Origin of the sequence: Desulfurivibrio dismutans, assembly GCF_029210385.1 — a bacterium.
Classification (GTDB): domain Bacteria; phylum Desulfobacterota; class Desulfobulbia; order Desulfobulbales; family Desulfurivibrionaceae; genus Desulfurivibrio; species Desulfurivibrio dismutans.
Genome location: NZ_JARGDQ010000002.1, coordinates 165,351 through 182,771, shown reverse-complemented (window position 1 = coordinate 182,771; position 17,421 = coordinate 165,351). Strand labels below are relative to the sequence as shown.

The following is a 17,421-nucleotide window of genomic DNA, read 5'->3' as shown; positions in this document are numbered from 1 at the left end:
ATGAAAAGCTGGAACCCGATAACCCTGGCAGTGCTTGTCATCTCCGCCGGCCTGTTGCTGGCCGCCTGCGGCGGCAGCAGCTCTGCGGCCAAAGATGACTATGATCCCCCCGGTACCGGGGTGGCGCCGCGGCTGCTCAGCTCCGATGATCATGCCGGTGGACTGGGTTGGGGCCGCAAAGACTGCCTTACCTGCCACCCCATGGAACGGGTGGAGGCCATGCATGCCGAGATGAAAGGGATCGCCGACAGCCTGGTGCGATTGGCCGACCGGGTGGGCGGTGATGTCCAGCGGTCCTGCCTGGCCTGTCACGACACCAACGGCCTGGATCCCGTCCAGGGCCGGGAATGCCTGATTTGCCACGGCAACAGCGGGGTCATGGCCGGCGCCGGGCAATTCAAAAAGGAGCATGCCCACACCATCACCCATATCGGCGGCAACGCCTTGCGGGACGTCGATTGCGTGGTTTGCCATGAACGCTCCAACATGGACGGCACCTTTGATTTGAACGATGATCTGACCCGTTTTCGGGCCGGGGTCAGCTATGATTCCATCAACGATTTTTGCCTCACCTGCCACGACTTTGACGGGGTTTCCACCCCCGTCGGCGATATTATCCCGCCGCCGCTGAGATATCCCGAACTGCCTCAGGCCCCGGTTTATACCGATCTGCAGCGGTCCTTTATGGGTGCCGGCAGCACCGATGCCGAACGCCGGGCCACCGCCGACATTCACGGATTCCGGTCCGGCACCTCCCAGGCCGACAAACCAGTGGTGTCGGCCGGCTTGCCCAACGTCTACCGGGCCGGTTATGAAGCCGGCATGGTGCTCAGTTGCACCGACTGCCACTTCGTCCACTCTTCCGGTAACCCCTATCTGATTACCGAGCGGGCCGATACCGCCGGCGAATTGACCGACGCTGCGGTCTTAAGTTCTTCGGTGGCGGTCAGCGAACGTAACTTTGAACAGCTCTGCGCGGTTTGTCATACCCATGAGCAGGGCGGGGACGTTGGTAACGGGCTTCGCGGGTCGCTGCACTTTGCCGGCTATGTCGGTGACTGTGTCTCCTGCCATTATCACGGGGCCGGTTACATTGCGGACCTGTTCTAGGGTAGACGTTCAACTCAGGCCACCGTCAGGTGCAGGACCTCCTCGATGGCGGCGGGCGGGTAAAGCTGATCGACCCCCCAGAGTTTGGCGGTATCATAAACGTTGTCCCGGATGGCCGGAATATCGGTGGCGGCGATACCGACTTCACCCAGGGTGACGGGGCAGCCCAGTTCCTTGAACCACTTCTTCAAAGCGGTAATACCTTCTTCTCCTTGATCCAGCCCGAAAACCTCGCGAGCAAAGCGGTCGAACTGCTCGGAGTTTTGTGGCCGGTACCACCGCATCCAGGCCGGAATGACGATGGCCAGGCCTGCTCCGTGGGCAATGTCGTAGAGGGCGCTCAGGGAGTGCTCGATCATGTGGTTGGGGAAGGTGTAGGGGCCGACTCCGGCCGGGGTGAGGCCGTTTAAGGCCAGGGTGGCGGCCCACATCATGGTGGCTCGGGCCTGGGCGTTCTCGGGTTGATCACGGATAACCTCGGCGTTTTCCATGATGGTCAGGATCAGGCCTTCCACCAGGCGGTCCTGCAGGTGGGTACCCGGCTTTTTGGTAAAGTAGGCCTCGATTAGATGAGCGATGGCGTCCACCGCGCCATAGGCGGAGTATTCAGGGCTTACCGAATGGGTCAGTTCCGGATTGAGGACGGAAACTTTCGGGTAGACGTGAATGGTACCGATGTTGTACTTCTGCCTGGTCTCTTCGTTGGTGATCACCGCGTTACCGTTCATTTCGCTGCCGGAAGCGGCCAGGGTCAGTACGGTAAACACCGGCAGGGCGGTGGTTACCTCCCGGCCGGTGAAAAACTCCCAGACATCAACATCGGCGGCCACCCCCACGGCGATGGCCTTGGCCTCATCCAGTACGGAGCCGCCGCCCACCGCCAGCACCGCCTCCACGCTGTTTTCCCGGGCCAGGGTGATACCCTGGCGGACATGGCTCAGCACCGGGTTGGAGACCACCCCTCCGTGCTCGATAAATTCCACTCCTACCGCCTTCAGGCAATCCTTCACCCGCGCCAGCAGACCGCTTTTTTTTACTGAGTTGCGGCCATAGACCAGCAACACTCGGCCGACTCCGGCCTCCTTCAGTTCCCGGCCGATTTCCGTCTCCCGGCCGGGGCCGAACAGAATTTTGGTGGGATTGTGAAAAATGAAATCATCCATAAGGGCAACTCCTCGGTTTATTTGGGGTCAGGCCGTCAACCGGCCAAAGGACCGACTAACATAAAAAAAATGTAACTATCCAGCTCATTCTGGCCGGCTCATTCTGGCACGTAACTGTTCAGCCGTGCCCCAGGTTGCGGTAAGCCAGGTCGGCGTAGCGTACATCAGGTACTCAAGCCGACCTGATCGCCGCAAGATGGGGTGCGGCTGGACAGTTACAAAAAATTACACCTCAATCGCAAGTTACCATAGGGGCTTACCGAGGTGGTTGTCAAGCGTATTGCCCGGTGGGTGCTTTGCTGACAGCCGGGAAGTTATATTTTGAAAAAAACTCTTGTGGCAGCAGGCCATTTAAGGTTGACTGGAATGATCATTTTTTGTTGACTAATGACATGTTGTCATGTGGTTTGTTTCTACAGATTGAGAGCCAATGGCACGATCTTCCATGTGACCAAATGCTGAGGTTTTTTATGTTTGCTCGCGGTACGTTGGTGTTGGTGGTTTTTCTCATCTCTTTCTCCTTGCCGGCCTGGGTGTCGGATGCCTCCGGGGAGGAGTTGCGGCGCTGGCTGTATGAGGCGGAACTGGATTTGGTGGGCAAGGAGGGCAATACCCGGGAGTTCGGGCTGGGGGGCGGTCTGACCGCCACTTTAAAGGGGACCGATGATGCTCTGAAGCTGATCACGGAATATGAGCGCCGGAAAACCGATGGTGAGAAAACCACCGATCGAATGCTGGGGGCGGCCGATTATGAATCTTTCCCCAGCAAGTACCTGGGTTGGTACGTCCGGACGGCACTGGAAAAGGATGTGATCGATCGGATAAGGTGGCGCTCCACCTCCGGCACCGGTTTGTCCTACCGGCTCCTCAACCGGGAGCATCATACCCTGGTAGCCAGGAGTGGTATCGGCTATCGCTATACCCGTTATGATAACGAGCTAGGCAGTGATTCCGACCCCACCATGGACCTGGGGCTGGTTCACCGTTATGAGTTTGGTCGCCAGTGGAGCCTGCGCAACGAGCTGACCTACTCCCCCAGTCTTGCCGACTTTGGCGATTATCGGGTGTTCCACGACAGCGCCTTGGAGATTCCGGTGGGCACCGGCGACTTCTGGAAGCTGCGGATGGGGGTCCGCAACGATTATGAAAGCCGGCCGGTGGTGGAAGAGCGGCTGGATACCACTTACTACACCCGCCTGGTCCTCAGCTGGCAATAGGAAAAGCGCCGGCAGCACCGCATCTTGCGGCGATCGGCCAGGCTTGCGTACCTTAGGGTACGCGGCGCCGGGCCGCTTGCCGCAAGCTGCAGCACTGCCGGCGCTTTTCTGCCTTGGCGGGGGGGGATGGGCCTTACTGTTGGTCCGTTGGGTTGCTTGTTGTTGTTGGGGTCAGGTTGAAGTTGGGGCTCAGCAGTTGCAGGTTCACCGGCTTGCTGGCCTCGCCGAAGTACAGAGTGCGGTGGGGGAAGGGGATTTCGATTTTGTGCTGGTCAAAGGCCAGTTTTAGGCGACGCAAATACTCGCGGCCCACCATCCACTGGCGGATGGGCCTGGTCTTGATCCGACCCTTGATCACCACCGCTGAGTCGGCAAATTTGTCCACCCCGAAAACCTCCAGATCTTCCAGAATCAGCGGGCCATGCTCGGGGTCGGCTCGCAATTCATCGCCCACCTTTTTCATCACCTCGATCACCCGGTCGGTGTTTTCCTTGTAGGCCACCCCGATGTCGAAGATGTAGGCCGACCACTCGTTGGTCATGTTGCTTAAGGTGGTAACCGTGCCGTTGGGAAAGACATGGACCACCCCGCCCAGGTCCCGCAGCACCAGGGTGCGGAAGTTGATCTTTTCCACCAGCCCGCCGGTGCCATTGACCACGGCCACATCCCCCACCCGCAATTGGTTTTCGAGAATAAAGAAAAACCCGGCGATTATATCGCGGACCAGGTTCTGGGCGCCGAAGCCCACCGCCAGGCCGACGATGCCGGCGCCGGCCAGAATGGGGGCGATATCCACCCCCATTTCCCGCAGCACAATCAGGGCGGCGGTTATATTCACCATGATCAGGGCCGCCTGGCGGATCAGCCGGATCAGGGTTTCCACTCGCTTGGCCGCTTCACTGGGGGGTTCACCTTCTTTTTTGCCCTCTTCCAGCAGCCTTTCTTCCAGCCGGGCCAGGGTTTTGCGGACAAAGAGCATCAACCCCCAAGCCGCCAGCAGAATCAGCATGATGCGGAGGCTGGTGAGAATGATTTCATCCCAGCTTATTTCTTGCAGGTACTGGCCGAAGATGTCCATTGCTAGCTCCTTGCCGAAAGTCAACCCTGGTCTGTTGCCACCCCGGCCGCCCGCTTTTCTTTGATGGCGGCCAGGAAACGTTCACCGTAGCGTTCCAGTTTGTACTGGCCCACCCCGTGGATCTGCAGAAACTCTTTTTCATCGGCCGGCTGCCGGGCGGCCATGGCCACCAGGGCGGCGTCGCTGAAAACTACGAAGGGCGGTACCCCGTCCTGGTCGGCGATCTCCTTGCGCAACCGTCGCAGCTGTTCAAACATTTCCCGGTTTTGCGCCGCCAGCCCTGCCGGTCCTTTACTGGCCCCGGACCGAACACTTTTGCTGCCGGCTCCAACCGGGCCGGCGCTGTCTGTAGTGGTCGGTCTGGTGCGGGGGCGGCCCATCTGCAGGGTGGTCTCGCCCCGCAGCAGGGGGCGGCTGGAAGGGTGCAGCTTGAGGACGGAAAAGTTGCCCACGTCCTGTTCGACATAACCCCGGTGGATCAGGTGCCGTAGCAGAGCCTGCCAGTAATCCTTGTCCTGCTCGGCGCCAATACCGTAGGTGGAGAGCCGGTGATGGCCCAGCTCCAGCAGCCGCTGGTTTTTCGAGCCCCGCAGCACGTCCACCACATGGCCCAGGCCGAAACGCTGGTTGACCCGGTAGATGCAACTTAAGGCCTTACGGGCGTCCTCGGTGACCTCCACCATCTCCGGCGGATCCAGGCAAGTGTCACAGTTGCCGCAGTCGGCGGCCAACGTTTCGCCGAAATAACCCAGCAATACCCGGCGGCGGCAGCCGGTGGCCTGGGCAAAGCCCACCATGGCCGACAGTTTGTGGGTCTCGATGCGGCGACGCTCCTCGTTTTGGGAGTTGTCGATCAGCCCGCGGGCCAGGGCCACATCCCCCATGCCGAAAAGCAGCAGGGCTTCGGAGTCGAGGCCGTCACGGCCGGCCCGGCCGGTTTCCTGGTAATAGCCCTCGATATTCTTGGGCACGTCATGATGCACCACATAGCGGATGTTGGACTTGTCAATCCCCATGCCAAAGGCCACGGTGGCGACGATAATCGGCAGATCATCGCGCAGGAAGGCATCCTGCACCCGCCCCCGTTCATCGCCGCTTAAGCCGGCATGATAACTGGCGGCGGCAAAACCGGCCTCCTGAAGTTTAGCGGTGAGTTGTTCCACCCGTTTGCGGCTCAGACAGTAAATGATCCCCGCTTCGTCCCGGCGGTCGCTCAGGAAATCCAGCAACTGCTGGAAAGGTTTTTTCTTTTCCAGCACCGTATAGCGGATATTGGGCCGGTCGAAGCTGGTGAGGTAGCAGCGGGCCTTCTCCAAGTTGAGCCGCTGGATGATATCCTGGCGGGTATGGGGCTCGGCCGTGGCAGTCAGCGCGATCAGCGGGATGGCGGGGAATTTTTGCCGCAGCCGGCCCAGCTGGATGTACTCGGGCCGGAAATCATGACCCCACTGGGAGACGCAGTGGGCCTCATCGATGGCAAAAAGGGCCAGCGGCAGCTCTTGCAGGCGGCCCAGGAAATCCTCTTTCATCAGCCGTTCCGGGGCGACATAGAGCAGATCCAGTTCGCCGCCGTGCAGGCGGGCCAGTACCTGCCGGGCCTCCTGCGCCTCCAGGGCCGAGTTGTAACAGGCGGCCCTGATGCCGTGGGCCTTAAGGGCGTCCACCTGGTCCTTCATTAGCGAGATCAGCGGCGAGACCACGATCGCCACCCCCGGGCGGTGCAGGGCAGGCAGCTGGTAGCAGAGCGATTTGCCGCCGCCGGTGGGCATCAGCACGAAGGCGTCGCGGCCGGCCAGCAGGTCTTCAATGATCTCCCGCTGCTGGGGCCGAAAGCTTGCAAAACCGAAAACATCCTGCAGGGTTTGTTGAATATCGCCCATTTAAGCCAGGTTTTTGCGGATCCGGGCCACCGCCTCTTCGACGTTTTCCCGCTGGCCGAAGGCCGACAGGCGAAAGTACCCCTCGCCGGCGGGGCCGAAGCCCGAGCCGGGGGTGCCCACCACGTGGCATTCGTTGAGCAGCCGGTCGAAAAAGTCCCACGAGGAGAGCCCGTTTGGGGTTTTGAGCCAGATATAGGGGGCGTTGGTGCCGCCGAAACAGGTGACCCCGGCGGCCTGCAGCCCTTCCCGGATCAGCCGGGCGTTTTCCAGGTAGTAGGCGATGATCTCCTGGTTCTGGCGCCAGCCCTCTGGCGAGTAGACAGCCTGGGCGGCCCTCTGCACCGGGTAGGACACACCGTTGAACTTGGTGGCCTGGCGGCGGTTCCACAGGCCGTTTAAGGCCACCTCTTTACCGTCGGCGGTCTTGCCCGTCAAGCCTTCCGGCACCACCGTAAAGGCGCAGCGTACCCCGGTGAAGCCGGCGGTCTTGGAGAAGGAACGAAACTCGATGGCGCACTTTTCCGCCCCGGGAATTTCGTAGATGGAATGGGGAATGGCCGGGTCGGTGATAAAGGCTTCATAGGCGGCGTCAAAGAGGATCACCGCCTCATGGGCCAGGGCGTAGTCCACCCACTGCTGCAACTGCTCCTTGCCGGCCACCGCGCCGGTGGGGTTGTTGGGGAAACAAAGGTAGATCAGATCCACCTTTTCTTGCGGGATCGGCGGGGTGAAGTTGTTTTCCTCGGTGCAGGGGATATAGACGATACCCTCGTAATGCCCCTTGTCATCGGCCTCGCCGGTGCGGCCCACCATGACGTTGGTGTCGTTGTACACCGGGTAGACCGGATCGCCAATGGCCACCTTGTTGCCCAAATCGAAGATGTCGAGGATGTTGCCGCAGTCGCACTTGGAGCCGTCGGAGACAAAGACCTCGGAGCGTTTCAACTGCACCCCGCGGGGGGCAAAGCTGTGTTCGATGATGGTATCGATCAGCCAGTCATAGCCCTGCTCGGGACCGTAGCCCATGAAGGATTCAACCTTGGTCAGATCATCAATGCCCCGGTGAAAGGCCTCAATTACTGCCGGGGCCAGGGGCCGGGTGACATCGCCGATGCCTAAACGAATAACCTTGGCCTCGGGGTTGGCCTCGGTGAAGTTTTTGATCCGTCGGCCGATCTCGGGAAAGAGGTAACCGGCCTTGAGTTTGAGGTAGTTGTCGTTGATCCGTGCCATGAAAAAATATCCTCCCGCGAGAAATTGAGGTTAAGGGGCAAAGTGGTCTGGTAGTCTGGTAGTCTGGTGGTCTAGTTACCATAAAAGAGGGATTTTTTCACGCCCTGACGACGGCCTTTCCGAGCGCCGTTAAAGTCATTAGTTTTTGGCCCCGGGTTTTACGGCCCCCGTCCTGGCTGGGTGCGACTTGGATGTTGGCTTCAAAAAGCCATGCCCAGGCTGAAGTGGATCACGTAGGTGGTTTCGTGGCGGTCGTCTTGGCGGTCGGGGTTGAAGGCCACATCCAGGCGGGCCGGGCCCACCGGCAGCAGATACTGCAGGCCGGCGCCCAGGCCGGGACGAAAATCGCTAAAAAAATCATCCAGGGTGGCGTCGATTACCTCGGAGCCGCTGGTGAAGGCCTCTTCATCTTCCTCGGCCCGGGAACGGTTGGGTGAGATATTGCCGTAATCGGCAAAAACCGACAGGGCCAGTTTGTCGGTGAGCCGGCGCCGCAACTCAAGGCTCAGGGTGTTGAAACCCATGCCCCCCACCGGCCGGCCTTTGAGATCTTTGGGGCCCAGCCGCCCTTCCCGGAAGCTGCGCACTGAATTTTCCCCGCCGCTGTAAAACCGCTCCCCCAAGGGAATGGTTACCTGGTCGCGGCTGGGGATGATCAGGCCGGAATCGACCCGCGCCCCCAGGGTCAGGGTAGGGCTGACAGGCCGGAATTTGCGCCAGCCGGCGGTAAAACGGAAAAATTCCAACTCACTGCCCAGCACCTTGTCGGCGGTTTCCACCGCCCCGTAGGTGCGATGGCCGGCGGTGGGGAAGAAGATGTCGTTGCGGGTGTCGCGGCTGAGCTGAAACTTGAGGCTGGCAATCCCGTAGCCCCTCTCCAGGCTTTCGGTGTCGGTGTCGGCCTTGATTTGGCTGATATCGCTGCGTCGGACCTGGTAGCCCACTGAGGCGGTACGGTCCCGGGTCAGCTCCCGGGAAAAAAGCAGCCCCAGCCCTTTTTCGGTGCGGGTGAAGGAAGGCTCTTCCCGGACCCGGTAAAAAATCGGGAAATCGGCCTGTACCCGGCTTTCCAGGAACCAGGGATCGGTGATGCCGGTCTCCACCTCGGTGCCTTTCATTGAGGCGCCGGTTTCCAGGCGCAGAATGCGGCCGTGTCCAAAGAGGTTGCGGTTAACAAAGCCGGCCCTGAGCCGCAGCATCTCATAAGAACCCCAGCCTCCAGCCAGGAAAAGCTCCCGGCTGTCGGCTTCATCAACCTCCACCAGCAGCCGCCGGCGGACCGTCGTTGTTGCTGGGTCGGGCGGTGCGGCCGGATCGGTGGGGATCAGGACTGGCGCAGACTCTTCTTCATCCATGGGGAGCAGTTCGAAATCGATTCGGTTAAAAAGACCGCTGCGGTAAAGCTCCTGGAAGGATTCTCGGCGGTGGCGTTCGTTGTACAATTCACCGGGAGAGAGGAGTAGCCGCCGGTTGATGAAACTGTCTCTGGTGCGCCGATTGCCGCTGATCTCAACTTCCTCGATGATCACCCGGGGACCGCTGGCGGTTTCGGCCAGCAGGAAAATTTCCCCCGGGACATCGCCGGTCTGGTCGTGGATTTGCACCCGGGCTTCGGGGTAGCCGGTTGCATGGAAGGCCTCCAGCAGATGGCTACGCAGGACCAGTTTGCGCCGGGTGAAATAGGGTCTGTCGAGCAGTTCATCTTTGGCGGCGGCCAGGGCCCGGTCAATCTCCGCCGTTGCCGGGTCCGGCGGCGACCGATCAAGTTCGATCCCGGCAATCAGCCAGCGTTCGCCTTCGTCGATGTTAATAGTAACGGTGGCCAACAAGGCGCCGTTGGCCAGTGTTCTGGTTTCCCGATTGGCTGGCAGGAAAAGCACCTCGCCCACCTCGATTTGGACACCCCGGTAGCCTTCGTTGAGGTAAAGCTCCCTGATCCGGCTGGTGGCTTCGTTAAGCCTGGCCTCAATGAAAGGCGGCGGCCCGGTGCCCTCGCCGCGCATGATGTTTTCCAGCAACTCCCGCAACTCCCGGTTGCTGAACACGGTATTGCCGGCAAACCCCGAATCGCCCAGCAGCACCCTTGCGCCTTCGCTGATCAGGAAGTCCACCCTGGTTACGGCCAGGGCGTTGGGAGTTTCATGGAGTTCGTATGCCACTTCCGCAAAATGGTAGCCGGTCCGGCGGTAGGCCAGCTGCATCAGGTAGGCGGCATCATCGATGGCGGTAGGCCGGCGGTGGCGGGTAAAAAGCCGGAGATCGACGGCAGCAGCGGTGCGCAGGCGTTCTTCGGTCAAGTCCCGATTACCGATAAAGTGAAAAACGACCTCTGGTTCCGGTGGCCGGTCGGGGGCAACGTAATCTTCAGCCGGCGCCGGGCCGGGCCAAGCCGTCAGCAGGAGCAGTAGCCACCAGCCCAGCATCAACGGCAGCCACCGTCCCGGTTGCGGTCCCCACCCCGGAGTCAAAGCCAATGACCTTGAGGGGGCATGATGTATGAGAAAAAAAGGCATCAGCGGAACCGGAAAACGATCTTAAGACCGATGTTGAAGTCGTCGTAGACATCTTTTTCGCTGGTGATGAACAGGCGGTTGCCGGGGCGGATCAGGTCGTCCACCAGCCGCAGTTCGGCTTCGATGGTTTCATCCCCGCGGCGGGTGATGTCACGGCCCACGTCGATATGGAAACGCTCCAGGATCGCCTCGTCGCTGGGCGGATCATCGCCGTGGAAGATCCGGGCCAGCAGGTCGCGGCCAAGAAAGACCGCCATGTTCATCCCGGCCCGCCGCCGGGCGGTTTCATGGCCCAGCGCTGACGGGGGCTGGCCGGTAAGCACCAGCAGCAGCAGTTCGTCGTCGCCCAGCGGTGGGGTTGAACTCAAGGTCAGCACCGGTTCGTCGGCGGTTCCCTGTAGCACCATGTTGATGTCGTAACCCAGCAGCCGGGCGGTGGCCAGCAGGTCAAACTCCGGCCGGTCGGGATCCTGTTCGGGAAAACGGATCAGGCCCGATTCAATCTGGAAGCGACCAGAAGGCAGGGTGAGCCGGGTGGGGTCCAGATAAATTTCTCCGGTTAGCACCGGCAGTTCGCCGCTGCCGCCGAGGCGCAGGTTGGGCCGCAGGCTGCCGCGGGCCATGTTGTTGGCCACCGTGAAGGGATGGTCGGCGATGATCCGGATATTGAAGGTCATTTCACGCCAGGGTGGTGCGGTCAGGGAAAAAAGCTGCAGGCCGCCGGACCGTCGAGGGCCGCCGGGGGCCCGGAACATCTCCAGGAAATCGACGTTGCGGGTGTAGCGGCCTTCACTGATGGCCACCTCTCCGGCCAGGTGCAGGGCGGCCAGGGGGCCGGTCAGGTTGAGGTCGGTTCGGCCCCGGAGCCTGATCCCTTCCGCCCGGTAAAAAAGCAGTTCTTCACCTTGCAGGGTAAGGTTTAAACGCAGTTCCCGGCTGATGTTGTCACCGCTGAAAGCCAGAGGGAAAGCGGGGGGGAAGTCGACCCGGCCCCGGATGGTCAGAGGGGCGCCGCTCCACTGACCATCGATATAACGCAGTTCCAGGCCTTGAGCATCAAAATCGGCCCGGGCCCGGATTTCCCGAAAAGCCGGGGTGTCGCCTTCGGGCCGCAACTCGCCCTCTTCCAACTCGAATGTCCCCCGAACTTGCGGGTCGGCCGGTGAGCCGAACAGTTCCAACTCGGCCGCCACCTTTCCTTCCAGCCGGCGGACACCGGGCAGCAAGGGGCCAAGCCAGCTCAACTCATCGCTGCGCAAACGGGCCTGGAAGTCCAGTTCGGCGCCGGGAGCGTTGGGGTCATAGCCGCCCTGGAGATGGAGGTAGGCGCCCAGCCCCGTCATTTCCAGTTCGGCGTCATGCAGCCGGCCGCCGGAAAAATGCAGCCTGGCCGGGGCGGCCAGAATCAGGGTTAAATCATCGGTGGCAAGCTCCAGCTGGTTGAAATGCAAGGTCAGAGTTTCGGTCCCCAGACCATGCATTTCGCCCCCCATCCGCAATCGGCCCTGGTCGTTGCTCGCCTTCCCCCGTGTAACGGTGAGGCGGCCGGCGGTATAGCCTAAGTCACTGCTGAGTTCCCGAACCAGGAGATCGGCCTGGCGGTAAAGCTCTTGGGCCTGAAAGGAGCCGGTCAACTGCAAGGCGCCCGGATCACCCCCCGGCAGGCGGAATTCAGCCTGCCCGCTAAAGCTCTGCAGGCGGAAATCCGCCAGCCGGCCTCGGGTAAGTTCGGCCGTGGCGGTGAAAGCATGGTCGGTCAGGGTGCCGCCGCCCTGGACCCGGGCGGTCAGGGCGCCATCCAGGCCGCGGCCGGCCGGCGGGGCAGTTCCGGCTTCGGCTGCTGGTTCTTCTCCGGTTGCAATCGGCAGCGGCGCCGGGGGGACTGCCGGTTGCAACGGCGGTGGCAGCAAATCGGCATAGGCGGCCAGTTCCGACACCGCAAGAGTAATTTCTAATTCCTGCAACTCCATGGCGGCAGGTTCCGGCAATTCCGGCAGGCGATAGCCGGGCAGCCGGAGCCGGCCGGCTACCTGAAGCCGGTCATGGTGGCGCCGGACGGAAAACTGCTTAACCTGCAACTGCTGCTCCGCCAGTTGCAGGTCGGCCGTTACCTGATCCAGCTTGGGCCACGGCGCCGGCCGGTCACCGGCCGGCAGCTGCAGGTCGTAAAGCTGCAGGTTGGCGGTCAGGCGGGGCTGTTCCAGGGTGCCGTCGCCGCTGAGTTCGCCCTGCAGCCGGCCGCCGGTGTGCCAGGCTGGCGGCAGCAGTTCGTGGTATGCGGCCAGGTCGGCGAAGTTAAAAGAAACCTGCAGGTTTTCCCAGTTAAGGGCGGCCAGCAGTTTTTCCAGGTTGATCGCGGGGCTGGGTTTCTTCCCTTCGCTTCCCTCGGCAGTGGCGGCGATCGGTTCTTTGGCCAGCACCGCCTCCAGCAGGGGAGAGGGGTCAACCGTCAGGCCGGCCTGAAAGTAATCGGTGTCGTGTTTCAGGTGCAGACGTTCCAGGTGCAACTGCTGGCGGTCGCCCCGCAGGGTGAGCTGCAGGTGATCCAGTTCCAGACCCGGTCGGCGGAGATCGGCGGCTTCCAGGATAACAAAACCTCGAGGATCGGACGGGATGCCCTGCACGGCCAGTTCGCCCTGCAGCCGGCCGCTCAGGGCGGGTAATTGCCAGCGGCGGGTGAATTCACCCAGGTTGCTGATTTCCAGGTGCGCCTCACCCTCCACCGGAAGTTGCCAATAATCATCATCTGGTGGCCAGGGGCCGATGACCGCCCGGGGGATGGTGAGGCGGCCGGTATCGTTGATCAGGTTTAACTCCCGGACCTGCAGGAGGCCGTGTTCCAGGCCGGCCTGCAGTTGAAGTTGCTGCCGGGTCAGCTCCAAAAATGGCGCCGGGATCAGGGTCGCTGCCTCCAGGCCGGCGGCATTGAGCAGTTCGGGCAGGTTGCGAAAATCGAGCCGTAACTCCGCCAGCCGGCTCCGGTGCAGCAACTGTTTAAGGTCGGCTGCAAGCAGGGCCGGCAAAGGCAGGTGCAGTTGTGCCAACTCCAGCCGGTTGTCCGCCAGGCCGGCGGTCAACCGGGCCAACTGCAGTTCACCTTGCCGGAAGCGGGCCTGCAGCTCCAGGTCGTCCAGCCGATGTTCCGCCACCGCTCCCTGTGCAAGCTGCAGCTCCAGCTCACCGCTCAGGGTTTCCCAAGGGGCGGCGGGGGCCATCTCAAGGCGGCTGGCGAGCGTGACTTTACCGCTCAACCGGGGTGGTTCAAACCAGAACTCGGCCAGTCGGGCGAGGTTGAAGGAACCGGTGGCCAGCTCGCCACGCCAGTGGTCCGGAGTCAGGGTTGCCCGCCCATGCAATGCCGTCTCCAGAAGCTGCAGTTGCACTTCAAGGTCGAGCTCAGGGATGGCTTGAGCCGGTTGATTCAGCGGGTCGTATAAGTTGACTTCGCCGGCGGGTGGTTCCGACCAGGAGAGGCGGCCGGTGCTGACCGCCAGCAGGTTTTGCCATTCCAGTCGGGAGATGGTGAGGCTGCCGTCCTGTTTGTCGCCGCCGGCCTGCAGTTCCAGTGCCAGCGGGGCCTGCAGAAGCTGCAGCCGGGGATGTTGCAGACTGAAGGACCCACTTTGCAGGGTGAGCCGGGAGGTATCCTTGGCGGGGTCGGTTGCCGGAGAAAAGCTCAGGGCAAGGTCGTTGGCCGCCAGGGCAAGGTCTTGGCTTTGCAGCCGCAAATCAACCCGATCCAGGCTGATGGCCGGCAGTAGGGCGGCCAGTTCGACGATGGTAGCAAACAGTTGCTGGAGTTCCGCCGCTTCGGGCAGGGCCGCTGTTTTTTCGGAGTCGACTTCGGCTCCGGGCGGCAGCTGCAGGGTCAGGCGGCCCCGGCTCAGTTCGATTCGGAGGGTGGCCAGAAAGGCTTCTGTCCCATGGCGCAGGGCCGGCAGTTGATAGCGCAGGCGCAGTTGCCGGGCCTCCAGTTCCGGCTGGAAGGCTGGTAACTCGCCGTCGGCAGCAACTTTTTTTACGGTGTAAATATCTTTTAAAATTAATGAGTTAAGGTAGTTTCCCCCGACCTTGCCGGCCGCCAGTTCAACCCCCAGAGCCGGGCCCAGATAGGTGTTGGCGGCGGCCAGCAGGCGCGGGCCGATCACCTCCGCCCGGAGGGCGTAAAGGCCGGCGGCCAGCAACAGCAGCAGCGCGAGTAAAATCGCGCTTATGGTAAAAAGGCGGGTGGGCATGCTGGTGAATGATGAACCGTGACCGGGTGAGAGGTTTTAAAATGAAGAACAATTATGTATCATACGGTATCTTACATTATCTTAGAAAACTTTACCGGTGATTTCCATTAATATACCGGTGCTTAATCCTTTTCCGCCACGGACCTCAGACGACAGGTGAGGTCACTGTTATCCGTGGTGGAAAAATGATGGCGCTGGGCCCGTCGGAGCATCAAACCTTGAAAAAAACCGTTCTTAAAGACCCCAAAGCAACCCCGGACCGCCTGGAGTTGAAAATCTCCGGCATGAGCTGCGCCTCCTGCGTGGCCCGCATTGAAAAGGTGGTTTCCCGCCACGAAGGGGTGCTTGCCGCCAGGGTCAACCTGGCGGCGGAAAAGGCATACATTGATTACAATCCGGCGCAGGTCACCACCGGAGAGTTGATGGCGGCCATCGAATCCCTGGGATTTAAGGCCGCCCCCGCCGAGCAGGACGCGGCGGCGGTGGACCGGGAACGGGAAGAGCGGGCCCGGGCCCTGCGGCGGCTTAAAATTGATTTCTCCATAGCCGCCTTGCTGACCACCGTGGTGCTGTACGGCAGCCTGCCGGAGATGGTCCCCATGGGCCTGCACGACTGGGCGTTGGTGGTGGTGCCGGCCTGGCTGGGCAACCCCTATACCCTGTTGCTGCTCACCACTCCGGTGCAGTTTTTTTCCGGTTGGCGTTTCTATCGGGGCGCCTGGGCCTCGCTGAGCCACGGCACCAGCGACATGAACGTGCTGGTGGCCATGGGCACCAGCTCGGCCTGGTTCTACTCCGCTGCCATGACCGTGGCGCCGACTTTCCTCACCAATCTTGGCTTTCCCTACCAGCTTTACTACGACGTGGCGACGGTGATCACCACCCTGATCCTGCTAGGCCGTCTGCTTGAGGCCCGGGCCAAGGGCAAGACCTCCGAGGCCATGCGCAAGCTCATGGGGCTCAAGGCCAAGACCGCCCGGGTGGTGCGCCCGGCCGCGTCGGCTACGGCGGCCGCCGGGGACGATGCCGCCGGACCGGCCTGCGGGTTGGGCGAAGACGGCGCGGCCTGCGAGCTGCCGGCGGCGGGGGAACCGGCCGCGCTGGCTTCGTTTCCCGCCGTCCCGTCGTCCTCGGCTGCGGTGGAGACGGCCCCATCGGCCCAGCCGGCGACAGCGTCGTCGGCTCCGGCCGCCGGGGATTCCGCCGCTCCGGCCGCCGGGGATTCCGCCGCTCCGGCCGGGGCGGAAACCGTGCTCGACATCCCCATTGAAGAGGTTCAGACGGGTGATGTCATCCTGGTGCGGCCCGGTGAAAAAATCCCGGTGGACGGCGAGATCATCGAGGGCCGCTCCAGTATCGACGAGGCCATGCTCACCGGCGAGAGCCTGCCGGTGAGCAAACAGCCCGGCGACCAGGTGATCGGGGCCACCATCAACAAGAGCGGCAGCTTCCGGATGCGGGCCACCAAGGTGGGCAAGGACACCATGCTGGCCCAGATCATCCGCCTGGTGGAGGCGGCCCAGGGCTCCAAGGCGCCGGTGCAGAAGCTGGTGGACCAGATCGCCGCCTGGTTCGTGCCGGCGGTGATCCTCACCGCCACCGTCAGCGCCTTGTTCTGGTGGGCTTTCGGCCCCGAACCATCGCTGATCTTCGCCCTCACCGTCTTTATCGCGGTGTTGATCATCGCCTGCCCCTGCGCCCTGGGGCTGGCCACTCCCACGGCGATCATGGTGGGCACCGGCAAGGGGGCGGAAAACGGCATTCTGATCAAGGGAGCCGAATCCTTGGAGCTGGCCCACAAGCTAAACACCGTGGTGTTGGACAAGACCGGCACCATCACCGCCGGCACCCCGGCGATGACCGATATCCTGCCGGCGGGGGAATTTGCCGCCCCGGCGGCCGACCGGGATGAGACCTCGGCCGGCGGCGAAAATCGGCTACTGGCCCTGGTGGCGGCGGTGGAGCAGGCCTCGGAACACCCGTTGGGTGAAGCCGTGGTCCGGGCGGCGGTGGAGCGCGACCTGGAGTTGGCGGCGGTAAGCGATTTCACCGCCGTGCCCGGCCATGGCCTGCAGGCCACGGTGGCCGGCCGCCACCTGTTGGTGGGCAATGCCCGGCTGCTGCAACGGGAAGGGGTGACGCTGGAGCCGGGCTGGCGGGAGAGAGCCGGGGAGTTGGCCGGCCAGGGCAAAACCCCAGTGCTGGTGGCGGTGGATAACCGGTTTGCCGGATTGCTGGCGGTGGCCGACCCGGTCAAGGAATCATCGGCGAGGGCCATTGCCAAGATGCGGGAAATGGGCCTGGAGGTGGTGATGCTCACCGGCGATGCCCGCCACACCGCCCAAGCCATTGCCGCCAAGGTGGGTATCGACCGGGTACTGGCCGAGGTGCTGCCCGAGGACAAAGAAAAGGCGGTCAAAAATCTGCAGGACGAGGGCAGGGTGGTGGCCATGGTGGGCGACGGGATCAACGATGCCCCGGCCCTGGCCCGGGCCGATGTGGGTATTGCCATCGGCACCGGCACCGACGTGGCCATGGAGGCCGGCGACATCACCCTGATTTCCGGCGATTTGGGCGGCGTGCCCACCGCCATCCGGCTCTCCCGTGCCACCATGCGGATGATCCGGCAGAACCTGTTCTGGGCCTTTTTTTACAACATCGTGCTGATCCCGGTGGCGGCCGGGGCGCTCTACCCCATCTGGGGCATTATTCTGAACCCCATGCTGGCCGCCGCCGCCATGGCCTTCAGCTCCATTTCGGTGGTGCTGAACACCTTGCGCCTACGCTGGTTCCGCTAGGCTGAAGAGGCTGAAGCCCGGCAGCACCGCATCTTGCGGCGATCGGCCCGGCTTGCGTACTGGAGTACGCGGCGCCGGTCCGCTTGCCGCAACCTGCGGCGCTGCCGGGCTTCAGCCGGGGCATGTAGGGTGTTGGTGACAAAAAACGGCTCGGTTGTTGTATGCAATCACGGGATATTCCAGGGCGAGAAGCA

Annotated in this window: 9 protein-coding genes; 3 read left to right on the top strand and 6 right to left on the bottom strand. The window is 62.3% G+C overall.

The annotated features are described in order from the left end of the window. The gene (locus P0N66_RS02815; RefSeq protein WP_275802476.1) at positions 1 to 1,110 is read left to right on the top strand and encodes a cytochrome c3 family protein; all 1,110 of its coding nucleotides are present in this window, start codon (positions 1 to 3) and stop codon (positions 1,108 to 1,110) included. 14 nt (positions 1,111 to 1,124) lie between these two features. On the opposite strand, the gene P0N66_RS02810 is transcribed toward P0N66_RS02815, so the two are convergent. Then, positions 1,125 to 2,273, bottom strand: a complete 1,149-nt coding sequence (locus tag P0N66_RS02810) for an iron-containing alcohol dehydrogenase (RefSeq protein WP_275802475.1) — start codon at positions 2,271 to 2,273, stop codon at positions 1,125 to 1,127. 470 nt (positions 2,274 to 2,743) lie between these two features. Between P0N66_RS02810 and P0N66_RS02805 the strand changes: the two genes are divergently transcribed. After that, positions 2,744 to 3,490 carry a DUF481 domain-containing protein gene (locus tag P0N66_RS02805; protein ID WP_275802474.1) on the top strand — a complete coding sequence of 249 codons (747 nt, stop codon included), beginning with the start codon at positions 2,744 to 2,746 and terminating at the stop codon, positions 3,488 to 3,490. A gap of 133 nt (positions 3,491 to 3,623) precedes the next feature. Here the strand turns inward: P0N66_RS02805 and P0N66_RS02800 are convergent, their stop codons facing one another. The 5 genes from P0N66_RS02800 to P0N66_RS02780 form a co-directional block, all read right to left on the bottom strand. Further along, on the bottom strand, positions 3,624 to 4,568 hold the full coding sequence (locus P0N66_RS02800; protein WP_275802473.1) for a mechanosensitive ion channel family protein: 945 nt from the start codon (positions 4,566 to 4,568) through the stop codon (positions 3,624 to 3,626). 20 nt (positions 4,569 to 4,588) lie between these two features. Beyond that, entirely contained in the window at positions 4,589 to 6,448 is a 1,860-nt protein-coding gene (gene recQ, locus P0N66_RS02795; protein ID WP_275802472.1) for a DNA helicase RecQ, read from the bottom strand. Beyond that, complete coding sequence (locus tag P0N66_RS02790) at positions 6,449 to 7,681, bottom strand: LL-diaminopimelate aminotransferase (RefSeq protein WP_275802471.1); 1,233 nt, start codon at positions 7,679 to 7,681, stop codon at positions 6,449 to 6,451. It lies immediately after the preceding gene. 200 nt (positions 7,682 to 7,881) lie between these two features. Then, complete coding sequence (locus P0N66_RS02785) at positions 7,882 to 10,104, bottom strand: BamA/OMP85 family outer membrane protein (RefSeq protein ID WP_275802470.1); 2,223 nt, start codon at positions 10,102 to 10,104, stop codon at positions 7,882 to 7,884. Positions 10,105 to 10,193: 89 nt separating this feature from the next. Beyond that, complete coding sequence (locus tag P0N66_RS02780; protein ID WP_275802469.1) at positions 10,194 to 14,429, bottom strand: translocation/assembly module TamB domain-containing protein; 4,236 nt, start codon at positions 14,427 to 14,429, stop codon at positions 10,194 to 10,196. A gap of 284 nt (positions 14,430 to 14,713) precedes the next feature. On the opposite strand from P0N66_RS02780, the gene P0N66_RS02775 reads away from it, so the two are divergent. Continuing rightward, positions 14,714 to 17,227: a heavy metal translocating P-type ATPase gene (locus tag P0N66_RS02775; RefSeq protein ID WP_431190000.1), complete on the top strand. Its 2,514-nt coding sequence runs from the start codon at positions 14,714 to 14,716 to the stop codon at positions 17,225 to 17,227. Positions 17,228 to 17,421 lie beyond the last annotated feature (194 nt).

Excerpts from the sequence above, each read along its gene's own strand:
- P0N66_RS02780 (WP_275802469.1), bottom strand. The coding sequence starts at position 14,429 with ATGCCCACCCGCCTTTTTACCATAAGCGCGATTTTACTCGCGCTGCTG.
- P0N66_RS02790 (WP_275802471.1), bottom strand. The coding sequence starts at position 7,681 with ATGGCACGGATCAACGACAACTACCTCAAACTCAAGGCCGGTTACCTC.
- P0N66_RS02800 (WP_275802473.1), bottom strand. The coding sequence starts at position 4,568 with ATGGACATCTTCGGCCAGTACCTGCAAGAAATAAGCTGGGATGAAATC.
- P0N66_RS02810 (WP_275802475.1), bottom strand. The coding sequence starts at position 2,273 with ATGGATGATTTCATTTTTCACAATCCCACCAAAATTCTGTTCGGCCCC.
- P0N66_RS02785 (WP_275802470.1), bottom strand. The coding sequence starts at position 10,104 with ATGCTGGGCTGGTGGCTACTGCTCCTGCTGACGGCTTGGCCCGGCCCG.
- P0N66_RS02775 (WP_431190000.1), top strand. The coding sequence starts at position 14,714 with ATGAGCTGCGCCTCCTGCGTGGCCCGCATTGAAAAGGTGGTTTCCCGC.
- P0N66_RS02805 (WP_275802474.1), top strand. The coding sequence starts at position 2,744 with ATGTTTGCTCGCGGTACGTTGGTGTTGGTGGTTTTTCTCATCTCTTTC.
- recQ (WP_275802472.1), bottom strand. The coding sequence starts at position 6,448 with ATGGGCGATATTCAACAAACCCTGCAGGATGTTTTCGGTTTTGCAAGC.
- P0N66_RS02815 (WP_275802476.1), top strand. The coding sequence starts at position 1 with ATGAAAAGCTGGAACCCGATAACCCTGGCAGTGCTTGTCATCTCCGCC.